This window comes from Actinomycetospora sp. TBRC 11914 (assembly GCF_012933465.1).
In the GTDB taxonomy this organism is placed as follows: Bacteria; Actinomycetota; Actinomycetes; order Mycobacteriales; family Pseudonocardiaceae; genus Actinomycetospora.
On sequence record NZ_JABBND010000015.1, the window covers coordinates 133,179 to 159,572 of the forward strand.

Annotated in this window: 26 protein-coding genes; 9 read left to right on the forward strand and 17 right to left on the reverse strand. The window is 75.1% G+C overall.

The window, feature by feature from the left end; genetic code table 11:
• The first annotated feature begins 36 nt into the window (after positions 1-36).
• The 4 genes from HH311_RS21745 to HH311_RS21760 all read left to right on the forward strand — a co-directional run bounded on the left by HH311_RS21745 (position 37) and on the right by HH311_RS21760 (position 4,433).
• Entirely contained in the window at positions 37-1,326 is a 1,290-nt protein-coding gene (locus HH311_RS21745; RefSeq protein WP_169185784.1) for a precorrin-3B synthase, read from the forward strand.
• Positions 1,323-2,018 (forward strand): precorrin-8X methylmutase, encoded by a 696-nt coding sequence (locus HH311_RS21750; RefSeq protein WP_169185785.1) that lies wholly within the window; start codon positions 1,323-1,325, stop codon positions 2,016-2,018. The genes HH311_RS21745 and HH311_RS21750 overlap by 4 nt, the downstream gene beginning before the upstream one ends.
• Positions 2,015-3,574: a precorrin-2 C(20)-methyltransferase gene (locus tag HH311_RS21755; protein WP_169185786.1), complete on the forward strand. Its 1,560-nt coding sequence runs from the start codon at positions 2,015-2,017 to the stop codon at positions 3,572-3,574. Before HH311_RS21750 ends, HH311_RS21755 begins: the two co-directional genes overlap by 4 nt.
• A gap of 106 nt (positions 3,575-3,680) precedes the next feature.
• Entirely contained in the window at positions 3,681-4,433 is a 753-nt protein-coding gene (locus HH311_RS21760; protein ID WP_169185787.1) for a LamB/YcsF family protein, read from the forward strand.
• A 7-nt stretch (positions 4,434-4,440) separates the two neighbouring features.
• Here the strand turns inward: HH311_RS21760 and HH311_RS21765 are convergent, their stop codons facing one another.
• The 12 genes from HH311_RS21765 to HH311_RS21820 form a co-directional block, all read right to left on the reverse strand.
• Positions 4,441-5,775: an acetyl-CoA carboxylase biotin carboxylase subunit gene (locus HH311_RS21765; protein ID WP_312030309.1), complete on the reverse strand. Its 1,335-nt coding sequence runs from the start codon at positions 5,773-5,775 to the stop codon at positions 4,441-4,443.
• On the reverse strand, positions 5,772-6,014 hold the full coding sequence (locus HH311_RS21770; RefSeq protein WP_169185788.1) for an acetyl-CoA carboxylase: 243 nt from the start codon (positions 6,012-6,014) through the stop codon (positions 5,772-5,774). The genes HH311_RS21765 and HH311_RS21770 overlap by 4 nt, the downstream gene beginning before the upstream one ends.
• Before the next feature lie 24 nt (positions 6,015-6,038).
• Positions 6,039-7,010, reverse strand: coding sequence for a biotin-dependent carboxyltransferase family protein (locus HH311_RS21775; RefSeq protein ID WP_169185789.1), 972 nt, complete (start codon positions 7,008-7,010; stop codon positions 6,039-6,041).
• Positions 7,007-7,930, reverse strand: a complete 924-nt coding sequence (locus HH311_RS21780; protein ID WP_169185790.1) for an allophanate hydrolase subunit 1 — start codon at positions 7,928-7,930, stop codon at positions 7,007-7,009. The genes HH311_RS21775 and HH311_RS21780 overlap by 4 nt, the downstream gene beginning before the upstream one ends.
• Positions 7,931-8,037: 107 nt before the next feature.
• Complete coding sequence (locus tag HH311_RS21785) at positions 8,038-9,144, reverse strand: LLM class flavin-dependent oxidoreductase (RefSeq protein ID WP_169185791.1); 1,107 nt, start codon at positions 9,142-9,144, stop codon at positions 8,038-8,040.
• 46 nt (positions 9,145-9,190) lie between these two features.
• On the reverse strand, positions 9,191-9,934 hold the full coding sequence (locus HH311_RS21790; protein ID WP_169185792.1) for a cobalt-precorrin-6A reductase: 744 nt from the start codon (positions 9,932-9,934) through the stop codon (positions 9,191-9,193).
• The gene (gene cobM / locus HH311_RS21795) at positions 9,931-10,674 is read right to left on the reverse strand and encodes a precorrin-4 C(11)-methyltransferase (RefSeq protein WP_169185793.1); all 744 of its coding nucleotides are present in this window, start codon (positions 10,672-10,674) and stop codon (positions 9,931-9,933) included. The genes HH311_RS21790 and cobM overlap by 4 nt, the downstream gene beginning before the upstream one ends.
• Positions 10,671-11,954, reverse strand: coding sequence for a precorrin-6y C5,15-methyltransferase (decarboxylating) subunit CbiE (cbiE, locus tag HH311_RS21800; protein ID WP_169185794.1), 1,284 nt, complete (start codon positions 11,952-11,954; stop codon positions 10,671-10,673). The genes cobM and cbiE overlap by 4 nt, the downstream gene beginning before the upstream one ends.
• A 246-nt stretch (positions 11,955-12,200) precedes the next feature.
• Positions 12,201-13,391 (reverse strand): LLM class flavin-dependent oxidoreductase, encoded by a 1,191-nt coding sequence (locus HH311_RS21805; protein ID WP_169185795.1) that lies wholly within the window; start codon positions 13,389-13,391, stop codon positions 12,201-12,203.
• Positions 13,392-13,524: 133 nt separating this feature from the next.
• Complete coding sequence (locus HH311_RS21810; protein WP_169185796.1) at positions 13,525-14,328, reverse strand: PaaI family thioesterase; 804 nt, start codon at positions 14,326-14,328, stop codon at positions 13,525-13,527.
• Between the two features lie 78 nt (positions 14,329-14,406).
• Positions 14,407-15,315 carry an oxidoreductase gene (locus HH311_RS21815; protein ID WP_169185797.1) on the reverse strand — a complete coding sequence of 303 codons (909 nt, stop codon included), beginning with the start codon at positions 15,313-15,315 and terminating at the stop codon, positions 14,407-14,409.
• A gap of 31 nt (positions 15,316-15,346) precedes the next feature.
• Positions 15,347-16,114, reverse strand: coding sequence for a triacylglycerol lipase (locus tag HH311_RS21820; RefSeq protein ID WP_169185798.1), 768 nt, complete (start codon positions 16,112-16,114; stop codon positions 15,347-15,349).
• Positions 16,115-16,177: 63 nt separating this feature from the next.
• Here HH311_RS21820 and HH311_RS21825 point away from each other — a divergent pair, with 63 nt between their 5' ends.
• Positions 16,178-16,603, forward strand: coding sequence for a metalloregulator ArsR/SmtB family transcription factor (locus HH311_RS21825; protein ID WP_312030310.1), 426 nt, complete (start codon positions 16,178-16,180; stop codon positions 16,601-16,603).
• Here HH311_RS21825 and HH311_RS21830 read toward each other — a convergent pair.
• From HH311_RS21830 to HH311_RS21840, 3 genes are all read right to left on the reverse strand, one after another.
• A complete protein-coding gene (locus tag HH311_RS21830; RefSeq protein WP_312030311.1) occupies positions 16,554-17,750 on the reverse strand; it encodes a homoserine O-acetyltransferase in 1,197 nt (398 codons plus the stop codon). The two genes, HH311_RS21825 and HH311_RS21830, sit on opposite strands and share 50 nt — an antisense overlap.
• A complete protein-coding gene (locus tag HH311_RS21835) occupies positions 17,747-19,063 on the reverse strand; it encodes a bifunctional o-acetylhomoserine/o-acetylserine sulfhydrylase (protein WP_169185799.1) in 1,317 nt (438 codons plus the stop codon). Before HH311_RS21835 ends, HH311_RS21830 begins: the two co-directional genes overlap by 4 nt.
• A gap of 180 nt (positions 19,064-19,243) precedes the next feature.
• Entirely contained in the window at positions 19,244-19,840 is a 597-nt protein-coding gene (locus HH311_RS21840) for a hypothetical protein (RefSeq protein WP_169185800.1), read from the reverse strand.
• On the opposite strand from HH311_RS21840, the gene HH311_RS21845 reads away from it, so the two are divergent.
• Positions 19,839-20,081 carry a hypothetical protein gene (locus HH311_RS21845; protein WP_169185801.1) on the forward strand — a complete coding sequence of 81 codons (243 nt, stop codon included), beginning with the start codon at positions 19,839-19,841 and terminating at the stop codon, positions 20,079-20,081. The two genes, HH311_RS21840 and HH311_RS21845, sit on opposite strands and share 2 nt — an antisense overlap.
• Here the strand turns inward: HH311_RS21845 and HH311_RS21850 are convergent.
• Positions 20,078-20,533, reverse strand: coding sequence for an MOSC domain-containing protein (locus HH311_RS21850; RefSeq protein ID WP_312030312.1), 456 nt, complete (start codon positions 20,531-20,533; stop codon positions 20,078-20,080). The two genes, HH311_RS21845 and HH311_RS21850, sit on opposite strands and share 4 nt — an antisense overlap.
• A gap of 155 nt (positions 20,534-20,688) precedes the next feature.
• Here HH311_RS21850 and HH311_RS21855 point away from each other — a divergent pair, with 155 nt between their 5' ends.
• The 3 genes from HH311_RS21855 to HH311_RS21865 are packed head-to-tail and all read left to right on the forward strand — an operon-like array spanning position 20,689 to position 24,376.
• Complete coding sequence (locus tag HH311_RS21855; protein ID WP_169185802.1) at positions 20,689-22,419, forward strand: FAD-dependent oxidoreductase; 1,731 nt, start codon at positions 20,689-20,691, stop codon at positions 22,417-22,419.
• Positions 22,416-23,120 carry a helix-turn-helix domain-containing protein gene (locus HH311_RS21860; RefSeq protein ID WP_312030313.1) on the forward strand — a complete coding sequence of 235 codons (705 nt, stop codon included), beginning with the start codon at positions 22,416-22,418 and terminating at the stop codon, positions 23,118-23,120. The genes HH311_RS21855 and HH311_RS21860 overlap by 4 nt, the downstream gene beginning before the upstream one ends.
• Positions 23,117-24,376 (forward strand): cytochrome P450, encoded by a 1,260-nt coding sequence (locus tag HH311_RS21865; protein ID WP_169185803.1) that lies wholly within the window; start codon positions 23,117-23,119, stop codon positions 24,374-24,376. The genes HH311_RS21860 and HH311_RS21865 overlap by 4 nt, the downstream gene beginning before the upstream one ends.
• Positions 24,377-25,254: 878 nt before the next feature.
• Here HH311_RS21865 and HH311_RS21870 read toward each other — a convergent pair.
• On the reverse strand, positions 25,255-26,175 hold the full coding sequence (locus HH311_RS21870; RefSeq protein WP_169185804.1) for a hypothetical protein: 921 nt from the start codon (positions 26,173-26,175) through the stop codon (positions 25,255-25,257).
• Between the last annotated feature and the right edge of the window lie 219 nt (positions 26,176-26,394).

The window sequence follows — 26,394 nt, forward strand, 5'->3', positions numbered from 1 at the left end:
GTCTAGATGCTGGGCCATGGCCCGTACTGTGTGACCATGCCCCGCTCCCGACGCACGCGCACCGACGCGTGCCCGGGTGCCTGGCGGCGGCACGACGCGGCCGACGGCGCGCTGGCCCGGTTCCGCCCCGTGGGTGGAGCGACGAGTGCGGCCGAGCTCCGGGTGCTGGCCGGCGCCGCGGCGCTCGGCGGATCACCCCTGGAGCTGACCTCCCGGGGATCGTGGCAGGTGCGCGGCCTCGCGGCCACCACGGCCGACGACCTCGCCGACGCCCTGCGCGCCGACCGCCCCGACGCGCTCCTCGACGCCCGCGGCCGCGACGTCCCCTGCGGCCTGCTCGCCTCGCCGCGCTCGACCCGGCTCGACGCCGTGGCCGGGCAGGTCGCGGCGGCGCTTCGCGGGCGGGTCGACGTGCCCGGACGGCTGCTCGTGGCGCTGGAGGACCGGTCGGGCGGGGACGTCAGCGGTGTCGCATCGCAGACGCAGAATCCAGTTCAGCACGCCGATAGGGTCAGGAAAGCCACACCCACGCCGGGCGACGTGAGCGGCCAGGGCGCGGACGTCACGGTGGTCGTGGACGACGGGGCGACCGCGGCGCTGCTGCTCGACGGTCCGCACGGCGTCGTCGACACCGGGCTGCGCCACCCCGACGCGGCCGGGCTCGCCCTCGCCGCGGTCGACGCCTTCGCCGCGCGCCGCGACGCCGCCTGGCGGGTCCGGGAGCTCGACGACGCCACCCGGGCCGCCGTCGTCGACGACGTGGTGGCCCGCTCCACCGCCGTCGTCGGGACCCCGCACCTGACGCCCGGCCCGGCCGACCCCACCGCCCTGGGCCCGCACGCCGACGGCAGCCTCGAGGTCCTCCCCCGCCTCGGCGAGCTCGACGTGCCGGCGGCCGCGGCCCTCCTCGACGTCCTCGAGCAGCAGGGGGCCGCCCTGCGCGCCACGCCCTGGCGGACGCTCGTCCTGCGGGACCTCACCGACCCCGCGGACGCGCTCCGCCGCCTCGCGGCGCACGTCGAGACCGACCCGGCCTCCCGCTGGCGCGGGCTCTCGGCCTGCGTCGGGGCGCCCCGCTGCGCGAAGTCGCTCGCCGACGTCCGGGGCGACCTCGCCGACGCCGTCGCCTCCGGGCACGCGGGCGGCCTCGTGCGCCAGCACTGGGTCGGGTGCGCCCGGGCGTGCGGGACCCCCGGCGGTCGGGTGGCGGTGGTCGAGGCCCTGGATTCCGGCACACCTCTGGGATACAACGTGCATGCCACAGGGGGGCGTCAGCAGCGCGGGCACTACCGCACGGTGGTCCGCTCGGGAAGGGTGACCGGATGACCTCGGGCAGCATCGGCAGCGTCGCCGAGCAGGAGGGGATCCACGAGCCGGCCTCGGCGGCGATCCCGGCCTACGTCGCCGACGGCGCCGAGATCTACCGGCGGTCCTTCGCGATCATCCGCGCCGAGGCCGACCTGGGCCGCCTGCCCGCCGACGCCCACGACCTCGTCGTCCGCATGATCCACTCCTGCGGGATGACCGACCTCGCCGACGACACCGAGGTCTCCCCCGGCGCCGTCGCCGCGGCCCACGAGGCGCTGCGGGCGGGCGCGCCGGTGCTGTGCGACGCGATGATGGTGGCCTCGGGGATCACCCGACGGTTCCTGCCCGCGGGCAACGACGTCGTCTGCACGCTGGGCGACCCCGACGTCCCCGCCAAGGCCGCCGCCCTGGGCACGACCCGCTCCGCGGCCGCGCTCGACCTGTGGCTGCCCCTGCTCGAGGGCGCCGTGGTCGCGATCGGCAACGCCCCGACCGCCCTCTTCCGCCTGCTCGAGATGATCGAGGCCGGCGCGCCGCGGCCCGCGGTGGTGCTCGGTCTGCCGGTCGGGTTCGTCGGCGCGATGGAGTCGAAGGCGGCGCTGGCGGCGCACCCGGCCGCGCTGGAGCACGTGGTGGTGCACGGCCGTCGCGGCGGCTCGGCGATGACCGTCGGCGCCGTGAACGCCCTCGCGCTGGGCGCGGGCGCATGAGCGCTCGGGAGGACGGCCGGACCGGGCGCCTCTACGGGGTCGGCGTCGGGCCCGGCGACCCCGGCCTGGTGACCCTGCGGGCCGTCGAGCTCATCCGCGGCGCGGACGTGGTGGCCTACCACTGCGCGCGCCACGGCCGGTCGAACGCGCGGGCGATCGTGGCGGACCACCTCGGGTCGCAGGTCGAGGAGCCGCTGACCTACCCGGTGACCACCGAGGACACCGACGACTACCAGGGCCGCATCGACGCCTTCTACACCGACGCCGCCGCCCGGCTGGCCGCGCACCTCGACGCCGGCCGCGACGTGGTGGTGCTCGCCGAGGGCGACCCGTTCTTCTACGGCTCCTACATGCACCTGCACAAGCGGCTGGCGCACCGCTACACCGCGGAGGTCGTGCCCGGGGTGACCAGCGTGTCCGCCGCGACCGCCGCGCTCGGGACGCCGCTGGTGGAGCGCGACGAGGTCCTGACGGTGCTGCCGGGGACGCTGGCCGAGGACGAACTCTCCCGCCGGCTCGCCGACACCGACGCGGCCGCCGTGATGAAGCTCGGCCGGACGTTCACGACGGTGCGGACCGCGCTGCGGCGCGCGGGCCGGGCCGACGAGGCGCACTACGTCGAGCGGGCGAGCCGGTCCGACGAGCGTCGCGCCCCGCTCGAGGACGTCGACCCGGCGTCGGTGCCGTACTTCTCGGTCGGGATCGTGCCGTCACGGGTGCACGTGGCGACGACGGAGGCGGCGCGGGCGGACGGGGAAACGGCTCGTCGGGACGCCAGCGAAGCGTCGTTGCTTGCATCCAGTGGCAGGAAAGCCCCGTCGTCGACCAGCTCGTCGGGCGGCGTCACCGTGGTCGGCCTCGGCCCCGGCGCCCGGGACCGCCTCACCCCCGAGGCGGCCACCGCGCTCGCCGAGGCCGACGACGTCGTCGGCTACACCACCTACGTCGCCCGGGTCCCCCCGAACCCCCGACAGCGGGTGCACGGGTCGGACAACAAGGTCGAGTCCGAGCGCGCCGCGTTCGCCCTGGACCTCGCGCGCGCCGGGCGGCGGGTCGCCGTCGTCTCCTCGGGCGACCCCGGGGTGTTCGCCATGGCCTCGGCGGTCGTCGAGGTCGCCGCGGAGGACTACCCCGACGTCCCGGTGCGCGTGATCCCCGGCGTCACCGCGGCGCACGCCGTCGCCGCCCGGATCGGCGCCCCGCTCGGCCACGACTTCGCGACGATCAGCCTCTCCGACCGCCTCAAGTCCTGGGACGTCGTCGAGCGCCGGCTCGCCGCGGTGGCCGAGGCGGACATGGTCGTCGCGCTCTACAACCCGGCGAGCCGCTCGCGGACCTGGCAGGTCGAGGCGGCCCAGCGGATCCTGCTCAAGCACCGGGAACCCGCCACGCCGGTGATCGTCGGGCGCGACGTCGACGGCCCGGAGGAGTCGGTCACCGTCGTCGAGCTGGGCGACCTCGACCCGGAGACGGTGGACATGCGCACCCTGCTCATCGTCGGGTCCTCCCAGACGCGCTGGACCGGGCGCCAGGTCTTCACCCCGCGCCGCTACTAGGTGCGCTCCGCGCTCGTGAGCAGAAAGTGTCGCTATAGCGGCACTTTCTGCGCACGAGGCCGCAGGCCACCATGGGCGGCGACGACACCCGACCCCGGGAGGACCCGTGCAGACCCTCGTGGACCTCAACGCGGACGCGGGCGAGAGCCTCGGCCGGTGGAAGCTCGGCCACGACGCGGCGCTCATGGAGCACGTGACCTCGGTCAACGTCGCGTGCGGGTTCCACGCCAGCGACCCGGTGACGATGCGGGGGTCGGTGCAGACGGCGGCCCGGACCGGCACGGCGATCGGCGCGCACCCCGGCCTCCCCGACCTCGTCGGGTTCGGGCGCCGGCGGATGGCGCTGCGCCCGGACGAGGCGGCGCAGATCGTGCTCTACCAGGTCGGCGCGCTCCAGGCGACGGCGCGGGCGGAGGGCGTCGAGGTGGTGCACGTGAAGCCGCACGGCGCGCTGTACGGGATGGCCCTGACCGACGACGACATCACCACGGCGATCACCGAGGCGGTGGTCCGGCTCGACCCCGACCTCATGATCTTCTGGCTGGCGGGGCCGACGGCCGAGCTCGCCCGCTCGCTCGGGGCCCGCGTGGTGCGCGAGGGCTTCGCCGACCTCGAGTACGACGACGCCGGGCACATCATCGTCGAGCCCGACCCGCAGGCGAAGGACCCGGACGCCGTCGCGCAGCAGGCCGTCGACCTGCTGGAGGGGCACGTGACCTCGACGTCGGGACGGCGCCTGGAGGTCGAGGTCGACACGATCTGCCTGCACGGCGACCGCCCCAACGCCGTCGAGGTGTGCGAGGCCATCGTGCGCCGGTTCGACGCGCTCGGGGTGGAGCGCCGCGCTCCGCACCCCTGAGGGCCGGTCAGGCGAAGCCCTCGAGGAAGGTGATGTCGTAGGTCCCGGCGACCACCGCGGGGTCCTCGAGCAGGCGCCGGTGCAGCGGGATCGTCGTCGGTATCCCCTCGACCCGGTACTCGGCGAGCGCTCGGCGACCGCGGGCCAGCGCCGCGTCCCGGTCGGGCGCCCAGACGCACAGCTTCCCGATCAGCGAGTCGTAGAACGGCGGGATCACGTCGCCGGCGGCGATCGCGGTGTCGACCCGGACCCCGGGGCCGCCCGGCAGGTCGAGTGCGGTGACCTCGCCTGGCGTCGGGAGGAAGTCGTCGTCGGGGTCCTCGGCGTTGACGCGGAACTCCAGCGCCGCGCCCCGGCACGTGACGTCGTCCTGGGTGACCGGCAGCGGCTCGCCGGCGGCCACCCGCAGCTGCAGCGCGACGAGGTCCAGGCCGGTCACGAGCTCGGTGACCGGGTGCTCGACCTGGATGCGGGTGTTCATCTCGATGAAGAAGAACTCGGTGCCGTCGAGCAGGAACTCGACCGTCCCCGCCCCGACGTAGCCGACCTCGCGGGCCAGCGCGACCGCCGCCTCGCACATTGCGCGCCGCACGGCCGGGTCGAGGCGGGGCGCGGGCGCCTCCTCGAGCACCTTCTGGCGACGACGCTGCAGGGAGCAGTCCCGCTCGAAGCAGTGGACGACGCCGCCGTGGGCGTCGGCGAGGACCTGCACCTCGACGTGCTTCGGGTGGGCCAGCGCCCGCTCCAGGTAGACCACGTCCGACCCGAACGCCGACGCCGCCTCCCGCCGGGCCTCCGCGACGACCCGCCGCAGCTCCTCGTCGGAGCCCGCCGGCCGGATGCCGCGCCCGCCACCGCCCGCGGCCGCCTTGACCAGCACGGGGTAGCCGATCCCGTCGGCGGCGGCCACGGCGGCCTCGTCGTCGGCGAGCTCGTCGCTGCCCGGCACCACGGGCACCCCGGCCCGCGCCGCCACGGCCCGGGCGGCGGCCTTGTCGCCCATCCGCTCGATGACCTCGGCGGGCGGGCCGACCCACACCAGTCCCGCGTCGACGACCGCCCGCGCGAACGACGCCCGCTCGGAGAGGAAGCCGTAGCCCGGGTGCACCGCGTCGACGCCGGCGCTCCGGGCCGCGGCGAGGAGCGCGTCGGGGTCCAGATAGCTCTTCGCCGCCGACGACTTCCCGACGTGCACCGCGTCGTCGGCGTGCCGGACGTGGGCCGCGCCCGCGTCGGCGTCCGAGTACACGGCCACCGAGCGCAGCCCGAGCTCCCGGCACGCCCGGATCACCCGCAGCGCGATCTCGCCGCGGTTGGCGACGAGCACCGAGGAGATCGTCACGTGTCCAGTTCCACCAGGTCCTGGCCGATGGTGACCTCGTCCTCGTTCTCGACCAGCCACCGCGAGACGGTGCCGCCGGCGTCGGCCTTCACCTCCCGGTAGGTCTTCATGACCTCGATGAGACCGAGCGTGTCGCCCTCGGCCACCGTCGCGCCGTCCGCGACGTAGGGCTCGGCGTCCGGGGTCGGCCGGCGGTAGAAGACCCCCGGGGTACGGGCGGTGATCGTGTGACTGGCCACGCGGTCCTCCTCGGGAGTCTTCCCTCAGGCGAGGGAACGACGGACGCGGTCGAGCCGGCCGGCCCGGTCGCGGCGGATGGTGAGCGCCTCGTCGAGGTCGACGGGGACGAACCGGGTGTGGTCGCCGGTCTTGGTCTGGGCGAGCCGGTCACGGTCGACGCTGACGACGGTGCCGAGCGTCGCGTAGCCACCACCGGTCACCGCGTCCTGCAGCAGCACGATCGGCTCGACGCCGCCGGGCACCTGCACCGAGCCGACCGGGTAGCCGCAGTCGGTGACGTTGGCCGGGTCGCTCCCCGCCCCGAACGGCTGCTCGCGGGGCACGAACTCCAGCTCGGCGCCGCGGTAGCGGTAGCCGACCCGGTTCGCGTCCGGCGTGACCTTCCAGGGCGTCGAGGTGAACCGCTCGAGGGAGTCCGGGGTGAGCCGGTAGCTGTGGAGGCCGACGAGCAGGCGCAGCTCGGCCGTCGTCGGGTGCTCGGGGATGTCGGCCTCGTCGACACGGCGCCCGGCGCGCGGGTCGACGGCGGCATCGCCCAGTGGGAGCTCGTCGCCCTCGGCCAGCGCCCGGCCGCCGAAGCCGCCGATCCCGACCAACGTGTAGGTGGACCGGCTGCCGTAGTAGGGCGGCACGTCGATGCCGCCGGCCACGGCGACGTAGGGCCGCGCGCCTCCCGCCAGCTGCCCGAAGGCGAGCGTCTGCCCGGCCCGGACCGCGACCGACTCCCACGTCGGGACGGGCTCGCCGTCCAGCGTCACCGGGATCTCGGCGCCGGTGACCGCGACGACCGTGTCGGTCGTGAACTCGAGGGTCGGGCCGAGGTAGACCGCCTCGAGGGCGGCGGCGCCGGGTGCGTTCCCGACGAGCGCGTTGCCGACGTGGTAGGCGTAGGAGTCCAGCGCGCCGGAGGGCGGGAAGCCGATCGCGTAGTGGCCGAGCCGACCGGTGTCCTGCACCGTGGTCTCGAGCCCGGGATCGCGGACGAGGACGCTCATCGGTCCAGCTCCCCCACCAGCGCGGCGTTCGTGCCGTCGGGATCGGCGAGCCAGCGCGACGGCGAGAACCGCACCGGGCGGGTGCGGTACCGCCAGCGACGGGCCTCGACCTGGCCCCGGACGTCGTCGTACTCGGCCTGGTCGATGCGGCGGAAGCGGATGAGGTCGCCGTGGCGGAAGAACACCACGGAGTCCTCGTCGGCGAAGTCGGGCTGCTCCTGGGCGCCGTCGAAGATCGGGGCCGGGGCGGACCCGAAGAGCTGGTAGCCGCCGGCCCCCTTGACCGGGTAGATCACCGCGAAGGCGCCGCCGAACCCGAACGCCCGCTCCGGGGTCTCGGTCCGCGGCCGCACGTACTTCGGTACCTCGACCTGGCGCTCCCGCGGCACGAGCTGGAAGCACCACGGCAGGCCGGGGACGAACCCCATCATCGTCACCAGGTAGGGCGCGCCGGCGAGCGCGGCGATGAACGACTCCGCGGAGTCGTAGCCGTTGATGCGGGCGCCGTAGTCGAGGTCGGTCCCGGACGGGTCCTGGTGCCGGTCGCGGAACCGCATGAGGACCTCGTGGGTCCACGGGTCGGCGAACATGATGGGGACGTCGACGATGCGGGTGTCGACGACGAAGTCCGGGTCCTCCGAGGCCGCCGACCCCACCTCGGCCTCGATCCGCTGCAGCTCACGGACCAGGTCGCGGGGGTCGATGCGGTCGGGGTCGACCCGCACCATGTACGAGGCGTTCGACGGGCAGATCTCCTCGACACCCGGGAGCGCCTCCTCGCGCAGCCGCCGGGTGATGGCCAGGGAGGCGAAGTGGGCGGGGAGGCTCATCTCGGGCGAGATCTCGACGTAGACGAACTCGTCGCCCCCGAAGTCGTACCGGGTACCGGTGTCGGTCGTGGTCCCGGTCACGTCGGCCATGGGTCCACTGTGGCGGGGATGCCCCTCCGAGCGCCAGGTGCGCTCCGCGCCTGTGAGCACAAACTGTCGTCATAGCGACAGTTTGTGCTCACGAGGCCGCAGGCCACCTACGCCGAGGCGAGCTGCACCCCACCCGCGGCCTCGGCCCGGGCCGCGACCAGCGACTCGTGGGTCGGTGCGTCCGGGACGTGCGCGGGCTTCAGCGCCGCGAACTCCCGCCGCAGCACCGGGACGACCTCCTCGCCGAGCAGGTCGAGCTGCTCGAGCACCGTCTTCAGCGGCAGCCCGGCGTGGTCCATCAGGAACAGCTGGCGCTGGTAGTCACCCACGTACTCGCGGAAGCCCAGCGTCCGCTCGATCACCTGCTGCGGCGAGCCCACCGTCAGCGGCGTCTGCGTCGTGAAGTCCTCCAGCGACGGCCCGCCGCCGTACACCGGGGCGTGGTCGAAGTACGGCCGGAACTCGTCCACCGCGTCCTGCGAGTTCTTCCGCATGAACACCTGGCCGCCGAGCCCCACGATCGCCTGGTCCGCCGACCCGTGCCCGTAGTGCTCGAAGCGCCGCCGGTAGAACTCGACCATCTGCTTCGTGTGCGACGCCGGCCAGAAGATGTGGTTGTGGAAGAACCCGTCGCCGTAGTACGCGGCCTGCTCGGCGATCTCGGGCGAGCGGATCGAGCCGTGCCAGACGAACGGCGCGACCCCGTCGAGCGGACGCGGCGTCGACGTGAACCCGTGCAGGGGCGTGCGGAACTTCCCCTCCCAGTCGACCACGTCCTCGTCCCACAGCCGCCGCAGCAGCGCGTAGTTCTCGATCGCCAGACCGATGCCGTTGCGGATGTCCTGCCCGAACCACGGGTAGACCGGCCCGGTGTTGCCGCGGCCCATCATGAGGTCGACGCGCCCGCCCGCGAGGTGCTGCAGCATCGCGTAGTCCTCGGCGATCTTGACCGGGTCGTTGGTCGTGATCAGCGTCGTGGACGTCGAGAGCTGCAGCGTCGAGGTCTGCGCGGCGATGTAGCCGAGCAGCGTGGTCGGCGACGAGGGCACGAACGGCGGGTTGTGGTGCTCGCCGGTGGCGAACACGTCGAGCCCGACCTCCTCTGCCTTCTTCGCGATGGTGACCATCGCCTGGATGCGCTCGGCCTCGCTCGGCGTGCGCCCCGTCGTCGGGTCCGGCGTCACGTCCCCGACCGTGAAGACCCCGAACTGCATGGCGGCCGCCTCCCTCGCTGGTTGAACTGTCAACTACCTGACCGCCTCAACCAGGACGGGCCGACGGTTGTTCCCGGACGACGGCGAGCACCCCGGCGACGTCGTCGCGCACCCGGACCCGGTCGGGCAGCGGCGGCCGGTCGACCAGCACCACCGGGAGCCCGAGCTCGCGGGCCGCGACCAGCTTGGCCTCGGTGGCGCCCCCGGAGTCCTTGGCGACCATGACGTCGACCCGGTGCCGGCGCAGCAGGTCGCGCTCCTCGTCGAGGGCGAAGGGACCGCGGGCGAGGACCAGCGTCGACCGCGGGGGCAGCGCATCCGGCGGCTCGATCGCGCGGACGAGGAACCAGGCGTCGGCGGCGAGGAACTCCGCCACGCCCTGCCGCCCGATCGCGAGGAACACCCGCCCGCACCCGACGACGGTGGCCGCCGCGGCACCCGTCGTCGGGACCCGTCGCCAGTCGTCGCCCGGCCCCTCGACCCACCCGGGCCGGCGGAGCACGACCAGCGGCGTGCCGGTGCGGGCGGCCGCCGCGGCGGCGTGCTCGGTCATGCGGGCGGCGAAGGGGTGGGTGGCGTCGACGAGGAGGTCGACGCCCGCCAGCGCCGCGGCCAGGCCCTCGACACCGCCGAACCCGCCGGTGCGCACCTCGCCGGCGGGCAGGCGGGGGTCGCGGGTCCGCCCGGCGAGCGAGGTGGTGACGACGACGCCGGGCTCGGCGGCGAGGGCGTCCGCGAGCGCGCGGGCCTCGGCGGTGCCGCCGAGGACGAGGACGCGCCGGGGGGTCACCGTTCGCGGGCGGCCGAGTAGAGGTGGCTCTCGCAGCCGTCGTCGGCGACGCCCACGACGGGGCCCACGACGATCACCGCGGTGCGCCGGACGCCCGCCGCCTCGACCTTGGCGGCGATGTCGCCGAGGGTCCCCCGGACGACCAGCTCGTCGTCGCGCGAGGCCCGCGCGACCACCGCGACCGGCTCCGACGACGGCCGGTGCTCCCGCAGCACGGCCACGACCTCGGCGCAGCGCTGGACCGCGAGGTGTAGCACGAGCGTCCCGCCGGCGGCCGCCCACACGTCCAGCGACTCGCCCGGGGGCATCGGGGTGGCGTTGGCCGCGTCGCGGGTGAGCACGACCGACTGCCCGACGCCGGGCACGGTCAGCTCGGTGCGCAGCGCGGCGGCGGCCGCGGAGAAGGCGGGGACGCCGGGCACGATCTCCCACGGGACGCCGGCCGCGTCGAGCCGCCGGGTCTGCTCGGCGACGGCGGAGAAGACGGCGGGGTCGCCGCTGCAGAGCCGGGCGACGTCGTGGCCGGCCTCGTGGGCGGCGACCAGCTCGGCGACGATCTCGTCGAGGGTCATCCGCGCGGTGTCGACCTGGCGGGCGTGCGGCGGGCACTGCGCGAGCAGGTCCTCGGGGACGAGGGAGCCGGCGTAGAGGCAGACCGGGCTCGTCGCGATCGCCCGCAGCCCGCGCACGGTGATGAGGTCGGCCGCGCCCGGGCCGGCGCCGACGAAGCGGACGGTCACGGGGTCCTCCAGGGCGGGGTGGTCGACGGTGTGGATTTCCGGACGTCCAACGTCTGCGATGCGACACCGCTGACACCGTCCCGGCCCGCCCAGAAGATCCATTGGGTCACCGGTGCCATCGCCTTCCACCCGAGGTAGCGCCCGACGGGGGCCGCGCGCGAGACCGCGATGCGCCGGATCGACCCACCGTGCTCGGCCCGGGCCGCGGCGAGGGCGGCCTCGCCCTCGACGGTCACCGCGTTGGCCACCAGCCGGCCGCCGGCCCGCAGCGCCGTCCGGCAGGTGTCGAGCATGCCGGGCACCGACACGCCGCCCCCGACGAACACCGCGTCGGGGGCCTCCATCCCGGCCAGGACCTCCGGGGCGTCGCCCTCGACCACCCGCAGCCCGGCCGCGCCGAGGGTCTCGGCGTTGGCGGCGATCCGCGCGGCCCGGTCGGCGCGGGTCTCGATCGCGATCGCCCGGGCCGACGGCTCGGCCCGGCACCACTCGATGCCGATCGACCCCGCTCCCCCGCCGACGTCCCACAGCAGCTGCCCGGGCAGCGGGCGCAGGGCGGCCACCGAGAGGGCACGCAGCTCGGCCTTGGTGAGCTGGCCGTCGTGGGAGTACGCGCTGTCGGGCAGGCCGGGGGCGCGGCCGAGGAGGTCGTCGTCGGGGAGGGCGGGGCAGGTGACGGCGACGACGGCGAGCGGGTCCGTCGTCGGGGCGTGCCAGTCGGCGGCGGTGCCGTCGGCGCGCGCCTCGTGCTCCGCCCCGAGCGAGGTGAGCACGGACAGGCGGGCCGCGCCGTAGCCCGCACCGACGAGCAGGGCGGCCAGCCGGGCGGGGGTCTCCGTGGAGTCGGCGAGCACGAGCACCCGGCGGCCGGGCGCGAGGGCGGCGCGGACGGCGGCGAGCGGGCGCCCGACGGCGGACACGGCGACGACGTCCTGCTCGGCCCACCCGAGCCGCGCGGCAGCGAGCGCGAGGGACGACGGGTGGGCGACGACGGCCGCGTCGGGACGCAGGCGCAGGACGGCCGAGCCGATGCCGAAGAACATCGGGTCGCCGCTGGCGAGGACCACGAGCTCGTCGCGGGCGTGGCGCTCGAGGAGCCCGGGCAGGGCGGGCATGAGCGGGGACGGCCACGACTCGCGGTGTGCGGTGACCGTGTCGGGCAGCAGGTCGAGCTGGCGCGGGGCACCGAGCACGACGGCGGCCTTCTCCAGCGCGGTGCGGGCGGGCGGCGCGAGGCCGGGCCAGCCGTCGGCGCCGAGGCCGACGACGGTGACGCTCACCGGTCGGAGGGGGAGCGTTGAGGGGAGCACGCCGATAGGGGAGCTCGACCGTCGATGCGGTCGGGGTGACGGTCGCGGGCACGCACGGCGGTCCACCCTAGGTGCTCGACCGGCCGGTGTCCCCGGTCGTCGGGCGTGATGCACCACGCCCGGCGACCGCGCGACGACGGGGCTTTCCTGCCACTGGATGCAAGCAACGACGCTTCGCTTGCACTCGGCAGGGCTCACCCCCGGCGACCGCTCGACTCAGCCCTTCGACGCGACCTCGTCCGCGTACTTCTTCGTCATGTGGTCGACGGCCTGGAGCTGGGTGGCCGCGAACTCGTCCCGGCGCAGGCCGGCACGCTCCTTGGCGGCCTGCGTGGACTCGGCGTGCGAACGCCCGCCCCACGTCGTGCCCTGGAAGTGCGGCATGACCTCCTGGGCGATGAGCTCGTAGGACCGCTTCGTCGCCTGCGGGTTGGCCCACTCGTGGCCGAGCAGGAGCATCGCGCCGAAGCCGCCGGACTGGTCGGCGAGGCGCTGGACCTGGGCGCGGGCGTCGTCGGGCGTGCCGATGGCGCCGATGCCGGCCTCGTTGATGAAGTCGATCATCTCCTTGACGTCGCCGCCCTCGACCGCCATCTGCGGGAACGCGGCCGTCTTCTGGAAGTACCGGAACCACGACTCGATGCCGTACTCGACCTCGCGGTAGGCCTGCTCCCTGGTCTCCGCGATGTGCATGAGGCCGACGAGGCGCCACGTCGAGCGGTCCGGCTCGGGCTGGCCGTAGTGCTCGGCGCGCTCGGTCACGACGTCCCAGTGGTGGGCCAGCGCGTCGAACCCGTCCTGGGTCAGCGTCGCGCCGATCGACAGCAGGCCGACGCCGTGGCGCCCGGCCATCCGCGGCCCGGTGGGCGAGGCCACCGCGGCGACGGCGATGTCGAAGCACGGCTCGGTGTAGGGCCGCAGCTGCAGCTGGGCCTCGACGAGAGTGTGGGTCTTCGTCTGCTCGGTGACGACCTCACCGGCGAGCAGCCGCATGATGATGTCGAGGTTGACGTCGAGGAGCTCGCGCGTGTCGGTCGGGTTCAGGCCGATCATCGACGAGTCGCTGGGCAGCGACCCCGGCCCGACGCCGAGCATGGAGCGCCCGCGGGTGAGGTGGTCGAGCAGGACCATGCGGTCGGCCACCCAGAGCGGGTTGTGGTAGCTCGCCGAGGTCACGCCGGTGCCGAGCCGGATCCGCCGGGTGCGCTCCGCGGCCGCCGCGATGACGATCTCCGGCGACGCGATGATCTCGCTGCCCGCGGAGTGGTGCTCGCCGATCCAGGCCTCGTCGTACCCGAGCGCGTCGAGGTGCTCGATCAGCTGGAGGTCGCGCTGCAGCGCCAGCGTGGGGTTCTCCCCGGCGCGGTGGAAGGGGGCCAGGAACGTGCCGAATCGCAACCTGCTCACGCGTCCTCCTCGACGTCGGGTGCTCCCCGAACGTAAGCGGCGTCACAGCGTTGTGTCCATGAGGTGCGCTCCGCGCTCGTGAGCAGAAAGTGTCGTTATAGCGACAGTTAGTGCTCACGAGCGCGAAGCGCACCTACGGCCGGAACGCCGTCCCGCCCGCCAGCGCGTACAGGCGGCCGCGCTCGTCGACCAGTTCCGCCCGGCCCACGCGCAGGCGCCGCCCACCGTGCTCGACGACGACGCGGCACATCACCGGCTGCCCCGCCGTGCGCACGGGCCGGATGAAGCTGACCGAGAAGTCGTCGGGGATGACGTCGAGGGCGTGCACCAGGCCGCGCGCCGCGAGTCCCGCGAGGGCGCCGCCCTGCACGACGCCCGCCGAGTTCAGCGCCGTCCGGTCCGGGTGGGCGATCATCGTCGTGCCGTCGCGGGTGGGGTCCTCCCCGCGGTGGGGCATGAGCATGCGCCACGGGGTCGGCCGGCTCGCCCAGGACGGCGCCATCCGCCCGTAGCGGCCCGCGAGCTCGTCGGTCAGCGCCGCGTTGCGCCCGACGCAGCGCGCCACCGGGCGGCCCTCGCGGTCGGTGACCGTGGCCGAGCTCAGCCCGACGCCGCTGCGCACGGAGTCGAGCTGTCCGGTCGCGAGGAGCGGCTCCCCCGAGAGCGGGTTCCCGAGCAGCTGGACGCCGAGGCGCACCGTGACGATCCGGTCCCCCGCGCGCAGGGTGCTCGAGTAGGACACCCCGAGCGCGAAGTCGGCGAGGATCAGCACCGACTCGAGCAGCCCGTCGCCGTGCACCGTCGGCATCCGCGCCGAGCAGCTGCCCCGGTCGATCGCCGTCAGCTCCGCGTGCGTCGCGGCGTGGACCGGCGCGAGCGGGGACCCTTCCTCGACGAGGCGGCGCAGCACCGCCAGGGGGCTCGGGTCGTCGCTCACCCGGGCGATCATGCCGGGTCCCGGGACGAAGGTGACGATCGGGCGACCCGATCGCCCCCGACCGTCACCCGCGCGGCCTCACCGGGCCGTCGTCGGGACCCGCAGCGTCACCCCCGTCAGCTCCTCGCAGGCGGTGAACAGGGCGGCCTGGACCTCGCGGTCGTGCGACGCGGCCGTCGACCCGACCGGGATCGGGTGCCCGGAGGACTCGCCCCAGCCGTCGGGGCCGATGTAGACGCCGCCGGGCAGGTCCGGGACGGTCGCCGCGTAGAGCTCGGGCAGCGCGCCCATGTCGGGTCCCTGGGCGAAGAACCGGTTGCCCAGGCCCATGATCGCGTCCTGGACCGACTCGGTGCGCGACTGCAGGTTGGTCGCGGTGTACCCGGGGTGCGCCGCCATCGCGCGCAGCGGCGACCCGGCGGCGACGAGCCGGTGCTCCAGCTCGTAGGCGAGCATGAGATCGGCGAGCTTGGACTGGCCGTAGGCGAGCCAGCGCTGGTAGCGGCGGCGCTCCCAGTTGAGGTCGTCGAGCCGGATCGAGCCGATCCGGTGCATCACGCTGGACAGGAACACGACGCGGTCGGTGAGGCGCTCGAGCAGCAGCCCAGTCAGGGCGAAGTGCCCGAGCACGTTGGTGCCGAACTGCATCTCGAAGCCGTCGGCGGTGCGCTGGTGCGGGATCGCCATGAGCCCGGCGTTGTTGATCAGGACGTCGACGGGCCCCGGGAGGCGGGTGACGAACCGGTGCACCGACGCGAGGTCGGCGAGGTCGAGCTCCTCGACGGAGGTCGAGCCCGGGCTCCCGGCCCGGGTGATGTCCGCGGCGGCCTGCTCGCCCTTGTCGGTGTTGCGCACCGCGAGCACGACGTGCGCGCCGTGCCCGACGAGCTCACGGGCGGCCACGAGGCCGAGCCCGGAGTTCGCGCCGGTGACGACGACGGTGCGGCCGGTCTGGTCGGGGATGTCAGCGGAGGTCCACGGGGCCATGGCGGCCGATTACCCGTCGGCGCCGGGGAGTTCACAGCACGGCGGCGATCTCCCGGTACACCGTGGCGTTGACGCACAGCCCGAGGTGGCTGCCGCGGACGACGACGTTGCGGACCCGGCCGCCGCCGTCGTCGGGCACCACGCAGGACTCGGGGCGCACGATGCCGTCCTCGCTGGTGCGGATCGACGTCAGCGGCACCGGGCTGACCCGGCGCAGGTCGGCCGAGAAGGCGCAGGGGCAGTCCGTCGTGAGGCAGTGCGGCCGGGCGGGCCGGAGCAGGTTCTGCCCGAGGCGGGCCCACCCGACGGCGGCCAGGGTGAGGATCGAGGCGTCGAGCGGCGAGGACAGCGGGCTGCCCATCGTGATCACCTGCCGCACCCGCCGCGGGCGCCGCACCGCCACCGCGTGGGCGAGCAGGCCGCCGCGGCTGTGCCCGACGAGCGTAACCGGGCCGCCCGCGCGCTCGGCGACGTCGGCCACCCGGCGGTCGAGCCGGCGCACGGCGGCCTCGGAGCAGTCGACGTTCCACGCGATGCCCGACCGGTAGGTGCGGTACCCAAGCCGGCGCAGCCACCCCCGCATCACCGCCAGCGACGCGTCGCCCGCGAGGAACCCGGGGACCAGCAGCACCGGGGCGCCGTCGCCGCGCGGCACCCCGACCCCCCGGTGCACCCCGCTCGCCAGCAGCGTCGCGAGCTCGAGCTGCCAGCGCGCCTCGCCGAGCACGTTGCCACGGAAGGGCGGCACCAGCGGCGCCGCCGGCGCGGCCGCCTCCGACGTCATCGGCCTCGTCGCCACGTCGCGGCACAGTAGCGCGGCTTCGCGCACGAGGCCGCCGTCCGGACGTGGGATAGTGGGCGCGTGCACCTCTCCGGCGATGCCGAGGCCGTCGCCGTCGACGGCGACCACCGGGTCTGCGCGGCCATCGCGGCGCTGCCGGACCAGGCGACGATGCACGGCTGGGTGTCGCGCTTCGCCCTGCTGGCCGACCCGACGCGGCTGACGCTGCTGCTGTGCATCCACGAGGTCGGCGAGATCTGCGTGTCCGACCTCGCCGTCGCCGCCGGCCTCAAGGACTCCACGACGAGCCAGGCCCTGCGGCTGCTGCGCGCCCAGAACCTCGTCAGCGCCCACCGCGACGGCCGCGTCGTCCGCTACCGGCTGGCCGACCCCGTGGTCACCGACCTGCTCGACCGCATCCACGACGGGGTGGGCGACCCCCTCGCCGCGGGCGCGGTCACGCCAGGAGCTGCTCGAGGATCTCGGCCAGACGCTTCGCCTCGATGAGGAAGGAGTCGTGCCCGTAGGGCGACTCGATCCGCTCGACCGGGCCCGACGACGGGATCAGCGCCGCCAGCTCCTCCTGCTGGTGCAGGGGGTAGAGCCGGTCGCTGGTCGCCCCGGCGACGACGGTCCGCGCGGTGACGCGGCCCAGCGCGTCGGCCATCGAGCCCCGGCCCCGGGACACGTCGTGGCCGTTCATCGCCGCGGTCAGCGCGACGTAGGACCCGGCGTCGAACCGGTGGACGAGCTTCTCGGCGTGGTGGTCGAGGTAGGACTCCACCGCGAACCGGCCGGGCGAGGCCGCGTCGTACGGGTCCTCCCCCGGCTGCGGCCGCCGGCCGAAGCGGGTGTCGAGCTCCTCGGCGGTCCGGTAGGTGGTGTGGGCGATCCGCCGCGCGACGCCGAGCCCAATGTGCGGACCCTCGCCGCGGGCGCGGTCGTGGTAGTCGCCGCCGCACCAGTTCGGGTCCTCGCGGATGGCCGCGAGCTGCGGCGCGGCCCAGGCGATCTGGTCGGCCGAGGCCGCCGCGCAGCACGCGAGCAGGAGCAGGCGCTCCACGCGGTCGGGGTGGGTCACCGCCCACTCCGCGGCGCGCATCCCGCCCATCGACCCGCCGAGCACCGCGGCCCAGCGGTCGATCCCGAGCTGGTCGGCCAGCCGGACCTCGAGTGCGACCTGGTCGCGCACGCTGGTGACGGGGAAGCGCGAGCCCCACGGCCGGCCGTCGGGGGCGGGTGACGCCGGCCCCGTCGTGCCCTGACAGCCGCCGAGCACGTTGGGGGCCACGACGAACCACCGGTCGGTGTCGATCGCGAGGCCGGGCCCGACGACGGCGCCCCACCATCCCGGCGTGGGGTGGCCGAGGCCGGCGGGGCCGGTGACGTGGCTGTCACCGGTGAGGGCGTGCAGGACCAGCACCGCGTTGTCGCCGCGGAACTCGCCCCACGTCTCGTAGGCGACGGTGACGTCGGGCAGCGCCGACCCGCCCTCGAGCGGTAGCGGGTCGGGCAGCGTGACGAAGCGGCGGCCGCCGACCGGGTCCCCCTCCCGCCACGCACCGGTGGCGGGAGGGAGGACCGGGACGGTACCGGCCGCGGGGGGCGCGCCGGGGGAACCCGCGGCGCGCCCCCCGGGCACGAGCTCGGTCACGCCCGGGAGGTGGCCGACTTGGCAGCGGTGAACCCGGCCTCGAGGTCGGCCTTGAGGTCCTCGACGTTCTCGATGCCGACGGCGAGGCGCACCAGGCCCGGGGTCACGCCGCTGGACTCCTGCTCGTTCTCCGAGAGCTGGCTGTGCGTGGTCGACGCCGGGTGGGCGATGAGGCTGCGGACGTCGCCGATGTTGACCAGCTGCGAGTGCAGGCTGGTGCCGTCGACGAACGCCCGGCCGGCCTCGACGCCGCCGCGCAGGTCGAACGAGACGATGGCGCCGACGCCCTTCGGGAGGTACTTCTTGCCGGCCTCGTACCAGGGGCTGGACTGCAGCCCCGCGTAGTAGACCCTCTCGACCTCGTCGCGGGCCTCGAGCCACTGGGCCAGCGCCTGGGCGTTGGCGACGTGGCGCTCCAGGCGCAGCGAGAGCGTCTCGATGCCCTGGATGATGAGGAAGGCGTTGAACGGCGCGATCGCGGCCCCGGTGTCGCGGAGCAGCTGCACGCGCAGCTTGGCCGCGTAGGCGCCCGGGCCGAGCGCCTCCCAGTACTTCAGGCCGTGGTAGCTCGGGTCCGGCTCGGTGAAGCCGGGGAAGCGGTCGCCGTGGGCGCCGAAGTCGAATGTGCCGGCGTCGACGACGAGGCCCGCGATCGTGGTGCCGTGCCCACCGAGGTACTTCGTGGCCGAGTGGATGACGATGTCGGCGCCGTGCTCGATCGGGCGGAGCAGGTAGGGCGTCGGGACGGTGTTGTCGACGACCAGCGGCACGCCGATCTCGTGGGCGACCCCGGCGACCCCGGCGACGTCGAGGACGTTCGAGCCGGGGTTCGCGATCGTCTCGGCGAAGAACAGCTTGGTGTTCTCGCGCGTCGCGTTGCGCCACTGCTCGAGGTCGTCCTGGTCCTCGACGAAGGACACCTCGACGCCCAGCTTCGGCAGCGTGTAGTGGAACAGGTTGTAGGTGCCGCCGTAGAGGCTGGGGCTGGAGACGAAGTGGTCACCGGCCTGCGCGATGTTGAGGATCGCCGCGGTGGTGGCCGCCGACCCGGACGCGAACGCGAGCGCGGCGACGCCGCCCTCGAGCGCCGCGACGCGCTGCTCGAGCACGTCCTGCGTCGGGTTCATGATCCGCGTGTAGATGTTGCCCGGCTCGGCGAGCGAGAACAGGTCGGCGCCGTGCTGGGTGTCGCGGAAGACGTAGGACGTCGTCTGGTAGATCGGCGTGGCCCGCGCACCCGTGGTCGGGTCGGGCGCCGCGCCGGAGTGGATCTGCTTGGTCTCGAACGACCAGTTGGCCTCGGGGCTGCTCATGCTCGGGACTCCTGTCGCGGGGGTGTTCGGGGATCAGCGGACGGCTTCGGTGCTCCGACGACAGAACTCGTCGAAGGCGTCGATGCGGCGGCTGGGCCAGAACTCGTCACGGACGGACTCGAGCACGGCGGTGTGGAGCACGCGACCACCCTAGAGGGTTGATCCGTCCGGCGCGGCCACTCACGTGGGGCACTCCACGGTGACCGTGCCCCCGGCCAGGGCGAGCAGCTCGTCACGCGGCGCGGGTCCCGCCGGGGCGACCGCGGGGCGCAGGATCCCGACGCTGCGCCAGAGCTCCGCCCGGGGCGCGAGGCCGGTCAGGACGGCCGCGGCGAGGGCATCGTCGACGACGCGGGCGGTGCCGACGGCCGCGGTGAGGGCCTCGGCACCGAGGGTGCGGGCGACGACGAGCTGCCAGAGGTACTCCTCGGTCGAGCAGTCGCCGAAGGAGCAGTGCACGGGTGCGCCGAGGTCGGGGATCCCCCGGGCCGCCTCCTGGGCCCGGACCGCGAGCCGGCCGAACGCCGCCGCCGGGTCGTCTCCGAGGAGGTGCCCGTCGAAGGCGTCGGTCCCGACGTCGGCCAGGGTCCGCCCGGCGAGCAGCGCCGGGATCCACGCCTCGTCGCGGGCGAGGTGCGCGACGGCGTCGTGCACCTCACGCGCAGGCGGGTCGGTGGCGAACACCGGCGGCAGCGTCGCCGACCACGCGTCGCCGACCCGCGCGACGGCGTCGGCGATCCCCTGGTCGGCCCGGACGAAGGTGTCGATGAGGTCCATGGGGAGCACGGTCGCGCGGGAGGCGGTCAGCTCCTGTCCTCGGCTCGGGAGGGCGGCGACGGAGCGGCGTGCGTCGAACCGTCGGGCCGTCGGGTACGACCCCGACACGCCGCACGGGAGCACCCCCGGCGCCGCCCTGCCCGACGACGCCACGACGGAGTGGCTCGACGCCTGCGACCGCCTCGCCCGGCCCGGCCCGCTGCGCGACGCCGCGCTCGCCCTGGTCGGGGACGTCCGCTAGGACGCCGCGACCGCCGCGTCCTCGACCACCACCGGGTCCCCGACGGCGATCGTCCCCGAGGTCAGCACGCGGCAGATCGCGCCGCCGCGGTCGTGCATCGCCCGCGCCGCGCCCGGCCCGACCGAGGTCTCCATGACCCGGCACGGCGCGGCCCGGCGGACGACCTCGAGCCCGACGTCCCCGATCACGAGCCGCGCGCCCGGCGTCGTCGGGACCCGGCCGTGGTCGAGGGTGACGTTGCGCCGGGTCGAGGAGGCGGGCACCGGGGCGCCGAGGACGGCGGCGGCCTCGGCGAGCTCCTCGGCCGACTGCACCGAGACGTGGCGGTGACGGGTGCCGAAGTAGCGGTCCCCGACGATGCCGCGCCCGGCCTCGGCGGCCACGGCGTCGACGGCCACCATCGGCGCCTTCCGCTCGGGCGCCACGTGCAGCGCGGCCACCCGGATCGTCACGTCCTCCAGCGTACGAGCGGGGCCGCCCGTGCCCCGGTCCCGGGACGAACGACCCGTTCGTGCATCCAGAGGCCACGAACGCGTCGTTCGTCCGGCCGGAACGGTGATCCACCCACTCTTGACAGGCTGCCAACAGGAGGCGCACCGTCGTGCCCATGGAGCGCACGGACCACGACGTCGTGGTGATCGGGTCCGGGTTCGGCGGCGGCGTGGCCGCCCTGCGCGCCGCCGAGAAGGGCTACCGGGTCGCCGTGCTCGAGGCCGGTCGCCGGTTCGCCGACCACGAGTTCGCCCGCACCTCGTGGCACCTGCGCGACTTCCTGTGGGCGCCGTGGCTGGGCTGCCACGGGATCTTCCGCATCGACCCGCTGCGCCACGTCCTCGTGCTCTCCGGCGCCGGGGTGGGCGGCGGCTCGCTGGTCTACGCCAACACCCTCTACCGCCCGCCGGCCCCGGTGTTCGCCGACGGCAGCTGGCCCGACGTCACCGACTGGCACGACGAGCTCGCCCCGCACTACGACCAGGCCTCGCGGATGCTCGGGGTCACCACCTACCCCCGCACCTCCGCCGCCGACGCCGTGATGCGCGACGTCGCCGAGGAGCTCGGCGTCGGGCACACCTACCGCCGGGCCGACGTCGGGGTGCTCTTCGGTGACGAGCCCGGCGTCGAGGTGCCCGACCCGTACTTCGGCGGCGCCGGCCCGGCGCGGCGCACCTGCCGGCACTGCGGGGAGTGCATGACCGGCTGCCGCCACAACGCGAAGAACACGGTCGCGAAGAACTACCTGCACCTCGCCGAGACCGCGGGCGCCGTCGTGCACCCGCTCACCACCGTCACCGCGATCCGCCCCCGCCACGGCGACCTCTCCGGCACCTCGGGCTACGACGTCGAGGTCCGGGACTCCCCACGCCCCGGACGGAGGTCCCGACGGCGGGTGCTGAGCGCGCAGCAGGTCGTCGTCGCCGCGTCGGCGCTGGGCACCCAGCGGCTGCTGCACCGCCAGCGGGCCCACCTGCCGCGGATCTCCGCGCGGCTCGGGCACCGGGTGCGCACCAACTCCGAGGCGATCCTCGCCGCCCGCACCCCGTACCCGGCCGCCGACTTCACCGACGGCGTCTCGATCACCTCGTCGATCCACGTCGACGAGCACACCCACGTCGAGCCGGTGCGCTACGGGCACGGCTCGAACCTGTTGTCGCTGATGTCGGCGATGCTCGTCGACGGCACCGCCGACGCCGCCGACCCGACGATCGGCCGGCGCGGCCCCGGCCTCCGCCGGGTCCTGTCCGCCGTCGTCCGCCGTCGTCGCGAGCTGGCGCTGATCCACCGGCCACGGCACTGGTCCGAGCAGTCGATCGTGCTGCTGGTGATGCAGGCGCTGAACAACTCGCTGACCCTGCGCCCGCGACGGTTCCTGCCCGGGCTGACCAGCGCGGCCGCCGACGGGGAAGGCAACCCGCCGTGGATCCCGGCCGGTCACGAGGTCGCCCGCCGGGTGGCCCGACGGATCCGCGGGGTGCCGGTCGGGGCGGCGTCGAGCCTGGCGAACATCCCGGTCACCGGGCACTTCCTCGGCGGCGCGGTGCTCGGCACCACCGCCGAGGACGGCGTGGTCGACCCCTACCACCGCCTCCACGGGCACCCCGGGATCCACGTCCTGGACGGCTCGACGGTGCCCTCGAACCTGGGCGTGAACCCGTCGCTGACCATCACCGCGCTGGCCGAGCGGGCGATGTCGACGTGGCCGAACGCCGGCGACGACGACCCCCGTCCCGCCCCGGGCGAGCCCTACCGCCGCGTCGCCGCGGTGGCGCCGCGCCGGCCCGTGGTCCCCGACGACGCCCCGGGCGCCCTGCGGCTGCCGCTGCACGTGGTGCAGGCGTGACGGGCGTCGAGGCCCCGTCTCCCACCACCGGGGTCGAGCTCCCCTATCGGCGTGCTCCCCTGAATGCTCCCCCTCCCGGACGCCGCCTGGAGCCCGACGCCCGCCGCGCCGAGATCCTCGACGCTGCGCTGCGGATCTACGCGGACCGGCCGTACGCGGACGTCTCCACCAGCGAGCTCGCCCGCGAGGCCGGCGTCGCCCGCGGCCTGCTCAACCACTACTTCGGCACCAAGCGCGAGCTCTACCTCACCGCCCTGCGGATCCTGCTGACGATCCCCGAGGAGGCCGCCGCCGACCTTCCCGGGCACACCCGGACCGAGCGCGTCGGCGCCGCCGTCGACTGGTTCCTCGACACCGTCGCCGCGCGCCGCGGGCTGTGGCTCACGGTGGGAGTCGGTGGGGTGGGAGTCGGCGGAGTGGGAGTCGCGGGTGCCGGCGGCGACCCGGAGGTCGACCGGGTGGTCGAGGACGCCGACGAGACCGCCGCCGACCGCGTGATCACCGCGCTCGTCCCCGGGCACGACCCGGCGGCGGACCCGGCGGCCGACGTCGTCCTGCGCGCGCGGGTGCGCGCCTACTTCGGCCTGGTCCGCGCCGCGTCGCGCGAGTGGCTCGTCCGCGGCTCGCTCGACCGCGCCGGCGTCCGCGACCTGCTCGTCACCACCCTCGTGGCACTGCTCCCTTCTCCGGAGGACCGATGACCAGCACCGCCCCGATCGACCTCGGCGCCCGCGAGTTCTGGAACGCGCCCTGGACCGAGCGCTACGCGGCCTTCGCGGCGCTGCGCCACACCGACGGGCTGCCCGGCTACGCGGAGCCCGAGTTCCCGGGATTCGAGCCCGGACCGGGCTTCCGGGTGGTGACGCGGCACGCCGACGTCGAGGAGGTCAGTCGCAACCCGGACCGCTTCTGCTCCGGCCGCGGCGCGGTGTCGATCCTCGACCTGCCCGCCGAGGCCCACGAGTTCTTCGGCTCGCTGATCAGCATGGACGCGCCGCGCCACACCAAGATCCGGCGCATTGCCGCGGGCGCGTTCACCCCGAAGCGGGTGACCTCGCTCGTCGACGACGTCGAGCGGATCGCCGACGAGGTCCTCGGCCGGGCCCGGGCGACCGCCGCGGCGCACGGCGGCGAGTTCGACCTGGTCACCGAGATCGCCGCGCCGCTCCCGCTCCTGCTGATCTGCGACATGATGGGCATCCCCGAGTCGCGGCGCGAGGACGTGTTCACCTGGTCGAACATGATCCTCGCCGGCGACGACCCGGAGTACGTCTCGGAGAACCCGCTCCAGGACTACCTCGCGGCGGGCGGCGGCCTGTCGGCGCTCATGACCGAGCTCGCCGCGGACGCCGAGGCGAACCCACGCGACGACGTGCTGTCCGCGCTCGTCCACGGCGAGGTCGACGGCGAGCGGCTCACGCACCAGGAGATCGCGTCGTTCTTCATCCTGCTCTGCGTCGCCGGGAACGAGACCACCCGCAACGCCGTCACCCACGGCGTGTGGGCGCTGCACCTCGACCCCGCCGCGAAGCGGACCTGGGCCGACGACCTCGACGGCGTGACCCCGACCGCCATCGACGAGATCGTCCGCTGGGCCTCCCCGATCAACTGGATGCGCCGCACGGCGGTCGCGGACACCACCGTCGGCGACGTGCCGGTGGCCGCCGGGGAGAAGCTGCTGCTGGTCTACGGGTCCGCGAACCGCGACGAGGCCGTCTTCACCGACCCCGACCGGCTCGACCTGCGCCGCTCCCCCAACCCCCACCACGGGTTCGGCGCCCACGGGCCGCACTTCTGCCTCGGCGCGCACCTCGCCCGGCGCGAGGCCGGGGTGATGTTCCGGCGCCTGCTCACCGAGATGGCCGACCTCGAGGTGGTCGGCGAGCCGGACCGCCTCTCGTCGATCTTCGTCAACGGGATCAAGCACCTCCCGGTGCGGCTGCCCTCGGCCGGCTGACCCCCGCACGGCGGTCCCCCGGTGCGCATCCCGGGGCGGCGCCGAGTGTGATCGCGACTTCGGTGGCGACACGCGCAAGGGGCGCCAGGACTCGCCGCCGAACTCGTGATCACGGCCGAGTGGACTCCCACGGTTGCGGCGGGAGCCGTGGGTGCCCACTCGGCACCAGGCCCGTGGTCGAGTGGACCCCGAGGGTCGCGGCGACAGCCATGGGTGCCCACTCGGCACCGGGCCCGTGGTCGAGTGGACCCCGATGGTCGGGACAGGAGCCCTGGACGCCCACTCGGCACCGGGCCCGGCACGGCGCCCGGTCGAGTGGACTCCCACGGCTGCGGCGGGAGCCGTGGGTGCCCACTCGGCACCAGGCCCGGCACGGCCCCGCCCGAGTGGACCCTCACGGTCGGGACAGGAGCCCTGGGCGCCCACTCGGCACCGGCCCGGCACGGCCCCCGCCCGAGTGGACCCTCACGGTCGGGACAGGAGCCCTGGGAGCCCACTCGGCGTCGGCGCCCCCGCCCGAGTGGACCCCGACGGTCGCGGCGGAAGCCCGGGCGACGGGTGGGTGCTCGCGCGTCGCTCGGTGGTGGGAGATCGGGAGGCGCGGTTCGCCCGGACAGCGCAGGGCTCCTGGAGCGCCCGGCCGCACCCGCGCTCGTGAACGCTCACGGCGTGACCGTGAATGCTCCCGCGGCGACTACCCACGGTGCTGACTCGGCAGCCTCGGGCCGGACGAGCCCCACACTCCTCGTTGCACCCACGGCGCCGGGTGGTGCACCCCGGCGATCCGGCGACGGCCAGGGGAAGCCGCCGCCGGATCGGGGCCGGGGCCGCCGGCCGTCCGGGGGGTGGTGGTCGGTGGTCGACCACCCGGGGAAGCGTCAGGGGGCGACCAGCTCGGGCTCGCCCGACGCCATGGCATCGTCGTCGGGCACGCTCACCGGGAGCTCGCGGCGGGAGATGCGGCCCAGCACGATCCCGCGCAGGACGAACGCCGCGATGCCGGTGAGCGCGAGGGTGGCGAGGGTGATCGCGGTGCCGTAGCCGTGCGGTGCCGCGGCCGCCAGGGGCTGCGTCTCGCTGACGGTCGAGACCGACGGGTCCGGCTGGAACAGGCTGCTGACGATCGCCCCGGCGGGCGCCGGGCTCGCCGCGCCCGGGGCACCGAAGGGCGCGAAGAGGCCCGTCGCCGCTCCGGGGGACGACGCGGAGAGGCCGGACGCGGTGAGCACGCCGCCCGGGCCGGCACCGCGGACGGTGGGTGCCGCCAGCGGCGCGGGCGCCGGAAGACGCGGGCCGGCCACGGGCGCGGGCGCGGCGGGTGCGGGAGCCCCGACCGCGGGCGCGGCCGCCGGCGCCTGCACGACGGTCACCACGGTGGGCGCCGGACGAGCCTCGGTCACCGACCCGGTCACGGTGCCCGCACCCGGCGTCGTGCCCGCACCCGGCGTCGTGCCCGCACCCGGCGTCGTGCCCGCACCCGGCGTCGTGCCCGCGCCCGAGGCCGAGCCCGCACCCGAGGTCGTCCCCGCACCCGAGGTGGTGCCCGCGGGCGACCCGGTCGACGAGCCTGCCGCCGGGAGACCGAGCGCGGCGGCCAGCGTCGGGAACGCGCTGGTGGGGGCGAGCTCACACGCCCCGTCCGCGCCCAGGAGCACGTCCGTCCCGACGGCGAAGGGGGACCCGCCGTACGTGCACGTGTCCGCCGCCGACGCGGCCCCCGTCCCGAGCGCCGTTCCCACGACCACCACACCGCCGACGACCATGCTCGTCAGCAGCCGCCCGGGACGTCCTCGCATCATCGCGACTCCCTCTGCTCGTTGAGGATGCGGCCACGACGGTGGCCGGATGTGCACCCTCATCGGCGCGGTGATCCCGTCGTTACGGGAGATCGTGCCGAACCTCGAGCGTCACTGACTTGGCCCAGCGCGGGTGAGCTGAGTGGCGGTGCGCGTCCGGCCGAACGCGAGGTGTGACATCTGCGGTCACGATGCGATAACGGACGCACCGGAAAGGGCCGG

What these genes read in the sequence shown, in the direction of transcription:
- HH311_RS21815 (WP_169185797.1), bottom strand. Translation starts at nt 15,315, where the DNA reads ATGGCCCCGTGGACCTCCGCTGACATCCCCGACCAGACCGGCCGCACC.
- HH311_RS21845 (WP_169185801.1), top strand. Translation starts at nt 19,839, where the DNA reads ATGGGGAGCACGGTCGCGCGGGAGGCGGTCAGCTCCTGTCCTCGGCTC.
- HH311_RS21840 (WP_169185800.1), bottom strand. Translation starts at nt 19,840, where the DNA reads ATGGACCTCATCGACACCTTCGTCCGGGCCGACCAGGGGATCGCCGAC.
- HH311_RS21780 (WP_169185790.1), bottom strand. Translation starts at nt 7,930, where the DNA reads ATGGCCGACGTGACCGGGACCACGACCGACACCGGTACCCGGTACGAC.
- HH311_RS21865 (WP_169185803.1), top strand. Translation starts at nt 23,117, where the DNA reads ATGACCAGCACCGCCCCGATCGACCTCGGCGCCCGCGAGTTCTGGAAC.
- HH311_RS21785 (WP_169185791.1), bottom strand. Translation starts at nt 9,144, where the DNA reads ATGCAGTTCGGGGTCTTCACGGTCGGGGACGTGACGCCGGACCCGACG.
- HH311_RS21755 (WP_169185786.1), top strand. Translation starts at nt 2,015, where the DNA reads ATGAGCGCTCGGGAGGACGGCCGGACCGGGCGCCTCTACGGGGTCGGC.
- HH311_RS21835 (WP_169185799.1), bottom strand. Translation starts at nt 19,063, where the DNA reads ATGAGCAGCCCCGAGGCCAACTGGTCGTTCGAGACCAAGCAGATCCAC.
- HH311_RS21775 (WP_169185789.1), bottom strand. Translation starts at nt 7,010, where the DNA reads ATGAGCGTCCTCGTCCGCGATCCCGGGCTCGAGACCACGGTGCAGGAC.
- HH311_RS21750 (WP_169185785.1), top strand. Translation starts at nt 1,323, where the DNA reads ATGACCTCGGGCAGCATCGGCAGCGTCGCCGAGCAGGAGGGGATCCAC.
- HH311_RS21855 (WP_169185802.1), top strand. Translation starts at nt 20,689, where the DNA reads ATGGAGCGCACGGACCACGACGTCGTGGTGATCGGGTCCGGGTTCGGC.
- HH311_RS21870 (WP_169185804.1), bottom strand. Translation starts at nt 26,175, where the DNA reads ATGATGCGAGGACGTCCCGGGCGGCTGCTGACGAGCATGGTCGTCGGC.
- HH311_RS21745 (WP_169185784.1), top strand. Translation starts at nt 37, where the DNA reads ATGCCCCGCTCCCGACGCACGCGCACCGACGCGTGCCCGGGTGCCTGG.